Raw genomic sequence first — 10,266 nt, forward strand, 5'->3', positions numbered from 1 at the left:
TCAGCCTTTACTTCGCGATTTCAGCGCTATTTTTCCTCAAACTAGAGCCCAATTTCTAGCCAAGTGCCTAGAGACGCAGCGCAATCTACCAAAATGCTGAATTTTGCCGCAATTATTGGCCGCGACACTTGACCATAGTGACATTTGCGACTGTGATAGACCCACTCGCGCCGGGAGGGTTGCGGGAAAAGGGGAGGTACATGGGCTAGTTCAATCCGGCCACTCCCCGAAAAGATAAAGATAAGACAACGGAAAAAGGTTGGGAAAAATGAAGTACAAGCTCCTGTCCGCAGCAGCCGGCGCAGCAGTTTTCGCTCTTGGCGCTTCGGCCGCTTCGGCCACTACTCTTCAAGACGTAAAGGCAAAAGGTTTTGTCCAGTGCGGCGTCAACACCGGTCTTGCCGGCTTTGCTGCACCTGATGCTTCCGGCAACTGGTCGGGCTTCGACGTCGACTTCTGCCGCGCGGTCTCCGCTGCGGTCTTCGGCGATCCCACCAAGGTGAAGTTCACGCCGCTCAGCGCCGCGAACCGCTTCCCGGCCCTGCAGTCCGGCGAAGTAGACGTTCTGGCCCGCAACACGACCTGGACGATCAACCGTGATACGGCTCTCGGCCTGAACTTCCGTTTCGTCAACTACTATGACGGCCAGGGCTTCATGGTTCGCAAGAGCCTGAACGTGAAGTCGGCTCTGGAACTTTCCGGTGCATCCGTCTGCGTGCAGTCCGGCACCACGACCGAGCTCAACCTCGCCGACTACTTCAAGGCCAACAACCTCCAGTACAATCCGGTCGTCTTCGAGAAACTGGACGAAGTCAACGCCGCCTATGATTCCGGCCGTTGCGACGTCTACACGACCGACCAGTCGGGCCTCTACTCGCTGCGTTTGACGCTGAAGAACCCGGACGAGCATATCATCCTGCCGGAAATCATTTCCAAGGAGCCGCTCGCCCCGGCCGTTCGCCAGGGTGACGACCAGTGGTTCGATGTCGTCAGCTGGGTCGGTTACGCGATGGTCAATGCTGAAGAGTTCGGCATCACACAGGCCAATGTCGACGACATGAAGAATTCACCGAACCCGGATATCAAGCGTTTCCTCGGCGTTGAAGCCGACACGAAGATCGGTACCGATCTCGGCCTGACCAACGACTGGGCCTACAACATCGTCAAGAACGTCGGCAACTATGGCGAAGTCTTCGAGAAGAACATCGGCCAGGGTAGCCAGCTGAAGATCGCACGCGGTCTCAATGCTCTCTGGAGCAAGGGCGGCATTCAGTATGCTCCGCCGGTTCGTTAATCGACACTATGCATGAAAAGCCGGAAAGGCGGATTACCGCCTTTCCCTCCTCCTATAAAAAAGCTCCGAAAAGGGGCGCATAACGTGGGGAATTGGCCAGGCATGACGCATCAGGTTGCGGATTCAACATCTTTGCCCAGGAGCGGCTGGAGCTTCCAGTCTGCCCTCTATGACCCGACAATTCGGGGCATCTTCTTCCAAGTCCTTACCATTGTCTTGCTGGTCGCGCTGGTCTGGTCGATTGCCCACAATACGGCAGTCAATCTGGCGCGCGCCAACATTGCATCGGGTTTCGGCTTTCTGAACGGACGCGCCGGCTTCGAAGTCGGCCAGTCGCTGATCCCGTATTCGAGTGATTCGACTTATGGCCGTGCGCTGCTCGTCGGCCTTCTGAATACGATCCTGATCGCCGTGACCGGTATCATCACGGCAACGATCATTGGCTTCGTCATCGGTATCGGCCGTCTGTCGCGGAACTGGCTGATTGCCAAGCTCTGCACGGTCTATGTGGAAGTCTTCCGCAACATCCCGCCGCTGCTGGTGATCTTCTTCTGGTATTCGGGCGTTCTGGCGATCCTGCCCAATGCCCGTGACTCGCTGCATCTCCCCCTCGGATCATATCTGAACAATCGCGGCCTCGCCTTCCCAAAGCCGATCTTCGGCGACGGTTTCTGGCTGGTCGGCGTTGCCTTCGCTGTCGCGATCATCGCCACTGTTATCACCGCACGGTGGGCGCATCGTCGGCAGGCAGCGACAGGTCAGCCGTTCCACACGATCTGGGTTTCGATCGGCCTCATCGTCGGCCTGCCGCTCATTGCCTTCCTGCTCGCAGGCGCACCGATATCTTTTGATTTCCCGGTCGCCGGCAAGTTCAATCTGACCGGCGGCTCGGTGGTCGGCCCGGAATTCATGTCGCTTTTCCTGGCGCTTTCCTTCTACACCGCGGCCTTCATAGCCGAGATCGTGCGCTCGGGCATCCGCGGCGTGCCCAAGGGACAGACGGAAGCGGCGGCCGCACTCGGCCTGCATCCTTCGGCGATCACGCGGCTAGTGGTCATTCCGCAGGCTTTCCGCATCATCATTCCGCCTCTGAGCAGCCAGTATCTGAACCTCACCAAGAACTCGTCGCTGGCGATCGCGATCGGCTTTGCCGATCTCGTTGCTGTCGGCAGCACGACGCTGAACCAGACCGGCCAGTCCGTCGAAGTGATCCTGATCTGGATGGTCATCTACCTCGCCATCAGCATCGTGACATCGCTGCTGATGAACTGGTTTAACGCCAAGATGGCACTGGTGGAGAGATGAGATGAGCAACAGTTTTATCAGAACCACCATGCTGGCTCAAGAGCCACCGCCGCCCGGGGAAAAGGGTGCCGGCGCCTGGATCCGCCGCAACCTGATTGCAACGCCCAAGGACGTTGTCCTTACCCTACTGGCAGTAACCTTCCTCGCCTGGGCTCTGCCACATGCCTTCAACTGGCTGTTCGTGCAGGCGGTCTGGACCGGGTCAGACCGTACCTTCTGTGCGACCACCGTTCAGGGTGGTGTTCAGCCAGATGGTTGGAGCGGTGCCTGCTGGGCCTTCATCGGCGCAAAGTTCGACCAGATCATCTACGGCGGCTACACGCTCGACCAGCGCTGGCGGCCCACGCTGGTTGGCATTCTCTTCATACTCTTGCTGGTACCGATGCTCATCCCTTCGGTACCGCGCAAGGGCCTCAATGCTGTCCTGCTCTTCATAGTGCTGCCGATCGTTTCCTTCGTTCTGCTTTACGGTGGATTTGGCCTCGAAATCGTCGAGACTCCGCGCTGGGGCGGGCTGATGGTGACGCTGGTGCTCTCCTTCGTCGGCATCGCGGTCTCTTTCCCCCTCGGCATTATCCTGGCACTCGGCAGGCGCTCGCACATGCCGGTTATTCGCATGGTGAGCACGATTTTCATTGAGGTCGTGCGTGGTGTGCCGTTGATCACGGTGCTCTTCATGGCAAGTGTCATGCTACCACTGTTCCTGCCTGCGGGCTGGACGGTGGACAAGCTTGTGCGCGCGATTGTCGGCGTGTCGCTTTTCGCCTCCGCCTATATGGCCGAAGTCATTCGTGGCGGCCTGCAAGCCATTCCGAAGGGTCAATTCGAGGGCGCCGATTCGCTCGGTCTCGGCTATTGGCAGAAGATGAGGCTGATCATCTTGCCGCAAGCGATCAAGCTGGTGATCCCTGGTATCGTCAACACCTGTATCGGCATGTTCAAGGATACGTCGCTGGTGTCGATCATCAGCATGTACGACCTCCTCGGCATCGTTCGTTTTTTCTTCACCGACGCGAACTGGGCAACGGCCGTGACGCCGCTGTCCGGGCTGATTTTCGCCGGCTTCACCTTCTGGCTTTTCTGCTTCGGCATGTCGCGCTATTCAGCATTCATGGAACGCCATCTCGACACCGGCCACAAACGATAAGAATAGGAACCCGCAATGGCAGAGCCTCTCACCAAGAAATTGACCGTGTCGGCGACCGATGTGGCCGTCGAGATCATCAACATGAACAAGTGGTACGGTGACTTCCACGTTCTTCGCGACATCAACCTCAAGGTCATGCGCGGCGAGCGCATCGTCATCGCCGGCCCCTCGGGTTCAGGCAAGTCGACGATGATCCGCTGCATCAACCGTCTGGAAGAACACCAGAAGGGCCGGATCGTCGTTGACGGCACGGAGCTGACCAACGACCTCAAGAAGATCGACGAAGTGCGCCGCGAAGTCGGCATGGTGTTCCAGCACTTCAACCTCTTCCCGCATCTGACGATCCTGGAAAACTGCACGCTGGCACCGATCTGGGTGCGCAAGATGCCGAAGAAGCAGGCCGAAGAAGTGGCCATGCACTTCCTGAAGCGCGTCAAGATCCCCGAACAGGCCAACAAATATCCGGGCCAGCTGTCGGGCGGTCAGCAGCAGCGCGTGGCGATTGCCCGTTCGCTCTGCATGAACCCGAAGATCATGCTGTTCGACGAGCCGACCTCGGCGCTCGATCCGGAAATGATCAAGGAAGTGCTGGATACGATGGTGGGGCTTGCCGAAGAAGGCATGACAATGCTCTGCGTCACCCACGAAATGGGCTTTGCCCGCCAGGTCGCGAACCGCGTGATCTTCATGGACCAGGGCCAGATCGTCGAGCAGAATTCGCCGGCCGAATTCTTCGACAATCCGCAGCACGAGCGCACCAAACTGTTCCTCAGCCAGATCCTCCACTGATCAGGCAGTATAACATCCAAAACCCGCCGGCTGATTACCGGCGGGTTTTTCATGCGTTCTAGCCTTCATCCGAAGCCGATACCTTCCGGCAAGAAACCGAGGAGCGCGTACCTTCGATCGAGCGGGCGACCCTCCATTGGGTTAGCCCGTGCGAATTAAATGCCATCAGGCTGCGAATGTTTCAGGGAAGCTGCCGAGAGAAGATCATGGTTAAACTACCCTAAAATTTACCGGCTTCGAGCGTTTCAACCTGGGACAAATAGCACCTTTGGATGAGGCGCCTGGCCTCTCGGGCCAGCCGCAAATGCCCGTTGCGATCGTCCTCACGTCAGTTGCGGCCGTCGTTCGGCCGTGACTTTCGTGCCTCGGAACTGCTGGTGGAGGCCGTCTTGCCGTCAGGCTGCTGGCCGAAATAAGTTCCGCCGAGATGTCCCCCGGCACTAGTATTCTCCACCTGCCACTCTGTTTTCTTGCGGATGTCGTCTGCATTGGTCTTGCTCATTCTGATCTCCATTGTTTGAAAAATGGAGATCTGGACAACCGATGCAGGCCGATAGGGTTCCATAAAAGATAGGCGCGGCAGCTTGGCGCAGGCGACTGTCGGAACCAAAATGACGGCAAAGACTTTCCTGCCTTGGTTATGACAAAGCCGACGTTATATCCTTCCAGCGATATTCACAGGAGACGAAAATGAAAAAGATACTCGCGACCACAATCGCCGCAGCCTCGTTGCTCCAGGCCTTTGCCATGAGCGCCAGCGCGGCGGACCTGGTACGGACGGAGCCGCCGGTAGCTCCCGATGTAAGCGGGGGCGTGAAGATCGGTTACCTCGATTGCGAGATCGGCGGCGGCGTCGGCTATGTGCTCGGTTCTTCCAAGCAGATCGATTGCGTCTTCCAGCCGACGAGCCGTGGCGAATCGCCTGAACATTACAGCGGTGCTTTGCGCAAGTTCGGCGTGGATCTCGGTTTCACCACGCGTGGTCGCCTGCTTTGGGCCGTCTTCGCACCGACAGCCGGCTATCATCGCGGCTCGTTGGCCGGCCTCTACCAGGGCGCGACCGCTGAAGCCACGCTCGTCGGCGGCCTCGGCACCAACGTGCTCTTCGGCGGTACTTCCGGCTCGATCCATCTGCAGACGATCAGCGTCACAGGCCAGCTCGGCCTCAATGTTGCCGCGACAGGCACGTCGATGACGCTGTCACCCGAGGGCTAAGACGGCAAGAGCCAACAAAACAAAGGCCGGCGGCGCATCGGATGTGACGATACGCCGCCGGCTTATTTGTTGTTACCGATTGTAATGCTGCACTTGGCCACTAACAGAGTTCACGGTCATGGCGCGATATCTAGAAAATTCTGAAAAAGTGGCGACCCCTGCAGGACTCGAACCTGCGACCTGCTGCTTAGAAGGCAGCTGCTCTATCCAGTTGAGCTAAGGGGCCGTCTCGCATGTCGCGATCCTGCGACACGCGGTATATCTGTCTTGAACCGCGTACGGATCAATGCGTCCAGGGCTGGGTACGGGTATAGCGGAAATTATCCGGATAAGCGACAACCTGACGGACGGGATCCTTCGGAGCGATCACGCGATATTCGATGCCGCCGCGCTTGGCATAGGCTTCTGCGAGTTCCTGCGTTTCAAAGGTCAGCTTGACCTGCTGGCGCATGTCGCCTGACGAGGTGTAGCCCATGATCGGATCGATCGTGCGCGGCTGCTCCTGATCGAATTCCAGCACCCAGAGGTGGGTCTTTGCCTTACCGGACTGCATTGCGGTCTTGGCCGGACGATAGATCTTAGCAGACATGCTGCAGTGCCTCCGATATGCGGGCGGCGCCCGCCTTTCATAAATCAACCCTGATCAGGCTCGCTTGCATATCCCAATATGGCAGCAAGAAGTGAATTTTGATTATCCGCGAATCCTCGTCTTTTCAAGGGAAAAGCGCCGTTATCACAGCATCGACAGGTGAGCGAAACCGATTGCCGCTTCGTGCGTTTCTTATACGGGGCGCCTTAGGCGCAGCCCTCTTCGCAGCCGGGTGTGGATAAGCGGGCAATCCTGTTACATAATCCGAAATGTTTCGGATTGTTGCATGTTTTGATCGCTTTCTAATTGTTATAGCCGGCATAGGCGACTAGGGTGTCTACCAACCGTTGTGACACGGGTGAGAGCTATGAGAACCTCTGCAGAATTCCATGCCATCATGATTGGAGCCAGCATCACTGCGTTTTTTTACGCGGCGATCAGCTACGCCCAGTATGTCGGCCTGCTTGCTCAGGGCTGAATCACGCCACGCCTAGACAGGCGTGCTTTGCGACGTGAATGATATTGTCGCACGTTCCCGATGCCAAAAGCCGCCTTGCGACGCCAGGGCAACAGCCTGTGGCGCCGATCTCAAATCAGTAGGGATATAGGGAAAAACATGGTCGGAGTGGAGAGATTCGAACTCCCGACCCTCTGGTCCCAAACCAGATGCGCTACCAGACTGCGCTACACTCCGAGCCGTTGTTGGCAGCGGGAATACACGCTTCCCCCTGCCCTAGCAACCCCATAAATCCACCTAGGCCGGCAGATTTCACAGGCTTACTTCGCCTTTTTCGTTGTCGTGGCGCTGACGATACGATCGCCGGGACGGATATTGAGCTTGCGGGCGGTGCCGGCGTTTATCTCGACCACATATCGGACCTCGCCCATCGAATCGATGATGTCGCGAGAATAGGGTGTCGCGTCTTCCTTGATATGGGTGATCACGCCCCTGTCGTCCGCAAAGAGCATGTCGAGAGGCAGGACGGTATTTTCCATCCACATAGTGACACGCCGCGATACGCCGAAATCGAAGATCATGCCGGCGTCCTCGGCCATCGTCTTGCGGAACATCAGGCCGTAGGCGCGTTGGTCGCCGGTGGCAGCGATCTCTACGGTGAAGTGCAGCATTTTGCCCGCAGCCGTCTGGATGATCAGCGGTTCTCTATCGAAGCGCATGTCCTGCTGTGCAAATGCCGGCAGGGCGACCATGAAAAAAAGCGCCATGAAGGCGCTTCTCATCATCTCAACGGAGAACAGGCTGCGCATCAGTGAGACCGGCCAACCGGGCTCGGAACGTCAGGATGGATCTCGGCAGCCATCAGGCCCTTCTCGCCGTCGCCGAAGCGCACCAGCACCACCTGGCCGGGGCGCAGTTCGGTGAGGCCGAAGCGGCGGAGCGTTTCCATATGCACGAAGATGTCCTCCGTGCCCTCGCCGCGCGTCAGGAAGCCGAAGCCTTTGGTGCGGTTGAACCACTTCACCAGGGCGCGCTCAAGGCCACTGGTTGCCGTGACCTGCACATGGGTGCGAACCGGGGGCATCTGCGAGGGATGGATCGCAGTCGATTGATCCATGGAGAGGATCTTGAAGGCCTGGAAGCCACGCTCGCGGCGCTGGATGAGAGCGACAATGCGGGTGCCCTCAAGAATGGTCTGATAGCCGTCGCGTCTCAGGCAGGTTACGTGCAGCAGCACGTCCTGCATGCCATTGTCGGGAACGATGAAGCCAAAACCCTTGGCCACGTCGAACCATTTCACCACGCCGGTGATTTCAACGAGGTCAACCGGTTCCCCCGACAACTCCTCAAGGTCGGTAAAGCCATTCGATGAAATCCTGTCAGCCATGTCGCCAGCCCCTCAATACGCGTCACACTGTTACGGTTAACTGATTCTTGAAATCAAGATTAACATCTTGGTAACGGATAAGCGCAAGTCCTAGTTTTCGGTTATTCCCAACTGTACATTTTATAGCGATGACTTGCCCGAAACTGGCGTCTGTTACTCCAGATGGGCTAGCCTAAATAGAGAGAGGAAACACAATGCGTTATCTCCACACCATGGTTCGCGTCAAAGACCTCGACGCTTCCCTCCATTTTTACACCACACTCTTCGGACTCGAGGAAATCCGCCGCCATGAGAACGAGAAGGGCCGCTTCACGCTCGTTTTCCTGGCCGCTCGCGATGATCTCGACCGTGCCCGCAGCGAAAAAGCTCCTTGCCTAGAGCTCACTTATAACTGGGACACGGAAGATTATACCGGAGGACGCAATTTCGGTCACCTCGCCTATGAGGTGGATGACATCTACGCGATCTGCCAGAAATTGATGGACAGTGGTATTACGATTAACCGCCCCCCGCGTGATGGCAACATGGCCTTCGTACGCTCGCCCGACGGCATCTCGATAGAGATCCTGCAGAAGGGCGAAAAACTGGCCCCGGCCGAACCCTGGCTGTCCATGGGCAATACCGGCGCCTGGTAAGCCAAGCTGCAGGCAAGCTTCACGAGGCATTCTCCGGTTCTATCGTAACGGAAGCGCGCTTTCGGGCGCCTTCCGCATTCACCGGAGATTTCTCGGTTGACCAGAAACAACAAGCGGATTGCCCCTCCGAGCCGGCAGGCTCTCGGTGCTTTGCTGATCGCCAGCTCTATCCTGACGCTTTCCGGCTGCGTCTCCGACAAGAAGGCGCTTGATTCGGCCGCCGTCGCCACACCGGCTGTGGAGGGACAGCCGGCACCAAAGCTCGCCGCGGCAATGCCTGCCGCATCGTCCCCCGCGTCGAAACAGCTCTATCGCGATCCGATGCTGACCAATGTCTCCGGTGTCAATCCGCAGGCAGCAGTGCAGGATCCGAATGCGGCAACAGCCGCTCCGCCCGTCGATCCGGCCAGGCAACAGCAGCAGCCGGCCAATATCGGCGGCCTCGTCATGCAGTCGACGCGAATCAATGCGCAGGCGATGAGCATCTTTTCCGATCATCAGCCGCTGCCGCAGAACAATTCGACCTCGACGGTCATCCAGCCGCAGGGCGTGAACGCCTACGCACCACAGAACGCTGGCCCAAGATCGAGCGTGTTCAGCGCGCCGCCCGAGCCACAGCAAGGCGAGATGTTGTTGCCGCAGCAATCATCACAGAATACCAGCACGAAGCTTGCACCTGATCAGACCGCCTCGCTTGCCGGCGGAAGCATTCCGGGATCGACGACGAACGCGCTCTACAGCGCGCCGAAGCAGAACCTGCTCAGCAGCCTTTCCGGGCTCCTGCAGAAGGCATCGCTGCCTGGCATGACGCGCGTCGCGCCAAACGGCCTGCATGTGCAGAACGACAGCGTCCAGGTCGGCTGCTTCAAGCCCGATCTCATGCGGGTCATCAAGACAGTCGAGACTCACTTCGGCAAGCCGGTTGTCGTCACGTCAGGCTACCGCGATCCGCAGCACAACCGTGAAGTCGGGGGCGCCGAGGAATCGATGCACAAGAGTTGCGAAGCAGCCGATATCCAGATCGACGGCGTCAGCAAATGGGATATCGCCCAATATATCCGGTCGCTCCCGAACCGCGGCGGCGTCGGCACCTATTGCCACACGGATTCGGTCCATCTGGACACGGGCAATACCCGAGACTGGAACTGGGGCTGCGGCCGCAAGAGCGCGCCGATTGCTTCGGCAAGGGCGATCTGACCGTCACCCCTCTGAAAGAGTAACGTGGGGGAAGCGGCCGGCACGAGATTTCCGGCCACCACTGCAGCTCTTTGATTCGGCTGCAATAATCTTCATTTTCCACAGGCGGAAACAGCTTGTCATTTTTTTGAAAAATTTCGAATTTGCCGCTTGCGGGATCGGAAGTGCCTGACTATAAGGGCGCCACCACAGCACGCGCCCTTCGTCTATCGGTTAGGACGACAGATTTTCATTCTGTAAAGAGGGGTTCG

11 protein-coding genes and 2 tRNA genes are annotated in these 10,266 nt (G+C 58.0%); 7 read left to right on the forward strand and 6 right to left on the reverse strand.

Annotated elements, in window-relative coordinates; translation table 11 throughout:
• Window positions 1–268 precede the first annotated feature (268 nt).
• The 4 genes from PMI11_RS35555 (at window position 269) to PMI11_RS35570 (ending at window position 4,535) form a co-directional block, all read left to right on the forward strand.
• Complete coding sequence (locus PMI11_RS35555) at window positions 269–1,294, forward strand: amino acid ABC transporter substrate-binding protein (protein ID WP_007827415.1); 1,026 nt, start codon at window positions 269–271, stop codon at window positions 1,292–1,294.
• Between the two features lie 102 nt (window positions 1,295–1,396).
• The gene (locus PMI11_RS35560; protein ID WP_007827417.1) at window positions 1,397–2,599 is read left to right on the forward strand and encodes an amino acid ABC transporter permease; all 1,203 of its coding nucleotides are present in this window, start codon (window positions 1,397–1,399) and stop codon (window positions 2,597–2,599) included.
• Window position 2,600: 1 nt separating this feature from the next.
• Complete coding sequence (locus PMI11_RS35565) at window positions 2,601–3,746, forward strand: amino acid ABC transporter permease (protein WP_007827419.1); 1,146 nt, start codon at window positions 2,601–2,603, stop codon at window positions 3,744–3,746.
• Between the two features lie 15 nt (window positions 3,747–3,761).
• Window positions 3,762–4,535, forward strand: coding sequence for an amino acid ABC transporter ATP-binding protein (locus PMI11_RS35570; protein ID WP_007827421.1), 774 nt, complete (start codon window positions 3,762–3,764; stop codon window positions 4,533–4,535).
• Window positions 4,536–4,863: 328 nt separating this feature from the next.
• On the opposite strand, the gene PMI11_RS37860 is transcribed toward PMI11_RS35570, so the two are convergent.
• Window positions 4,864–5,037 (reverse strand): hypothetical protein, encoded by a 174-nt coding sequence (locus PMI11_RS37860; RefSeq protein WP_007827424.1) that lies wholly within the window; start codon window positions 5,035–5,037, stop codon window positions 4,864–4,866.
• A 188-nt stretch (window positions 5,038–5,225) separates the two neighbouring features.
• Between PMI11_RS37860 and PMI11_RS35575 the strand changes: the two genes are divergently transcribed.
• Window positions 5,226–5,750, forward strand: coding sequence for a DUF992 domain-containing protein (locus PMI11_RS35575; protein WP_007827426.1), 525 nt, complete (start codon window positions 5,226–5,228; stop codon window positions 5,748–5,750).
• A 149-nt stretch (window positions 5,751–5,899) separates the two neighbouring features.
• Here the strand turns inward: PMI11_RS35575 and PMI11_RS35580 are convergent.
• The 5 genes from PMI11_RS35580 to PMI11_RS35600 form a co-directional block, all read right to left on the reverse strand.
• Window positions 5,900–5,976, reverse strand: a tRNA-Arg gene (locus PMI11_RS35580).
• A gap of 57 nt (window positions 5,977–6,033) precedes the next feature.
• Window positions 6,034–6,339 carry an ETC complex I subunit gene (locus PMI11_RS35585; protein WP_007827428.1) on the reverse strand — a complete coding sequence of 102 codons (306 nt, stop codon included), beginning with the start codon at window positions 6,337–6,339 and terminating at the stop codon, window positions 6,034–6,036.
• A 617-nt stretch (window positions 6,340–6,956) separates the two neighbouring features.
• Window positions 6,957–7,033 (reverse strand) — tRNA-Pro (locus PMI11_RS35590).
• Window positions 7,034–7,116: 83 nt separating this feature from the next.
• Complete coding sequence (locus PMI11_RS35595) at window positions 7,117–7,605, reverse strand: DUF192 domain-containing protein (protein ID WP_007827430.1); 489 nt, start codon at window positions 7,603–7,605, stop codon at window positions 7,117–7,119.
• A complete protein-coding gene (locus tag PMI11_RS35600; RefSeq protein WP_007827433.1) occupies window positions 7,605–8,183 on the reverse strand; it encodes a cold-shock protein in 579 nt (192 codons plus the stop codon). The genes PMI11_RS35595 and PMI11_RS35600 overlap by 1 nt, the downstream gene beginning before the upstream one ends.
• Window positions 8,184–8,377: 194 nt before the next feature.
• Between PMI11_RS35600 and gloA the strand changes: the two genes are divergently transcribed.
• Together gloA and PMI11_RS35610 are read left to right on the forward strand one after the other, a co-directional pair.
• Window positions 8,378–8,818: a lactoylglutathione lyase gene (gene gloA, locus PMI11_RS35605; protein ID WP_007827435.1), complete on the forward strand. Its 441-nt coding sequence runs from the start codon at window positions 8,378–8,380 to the stop codon at window positions 8,816–8,818.
• 96 nt (window positions 8,819–8,914) lie between these two features.
• Window positions 8,915–10,015, forward strand: a complete 1,101-nt coding sequence (locus PMI11_RS35610) for a D-Ala-D-Ala carboxypeptidase family metallohydrolase (protein ID WP_007827437.1) — start codon at window positions 8,915–8,917, stop codon at window positions 10,013–10,015.
• Window positions 10,016–10,266: the final 251 nt, after the last annotated feature.

The sequence above is a fragment of the Rhizobium sp. CF142 genome (assembly GCF_000281145.1).
Taxonomy (GTDB): domain Bacteria; phylum Pseudomonadota; class Alphaproteobacteria; order Rhizobiales; family Rhizobiaceae; genus Rhizobium.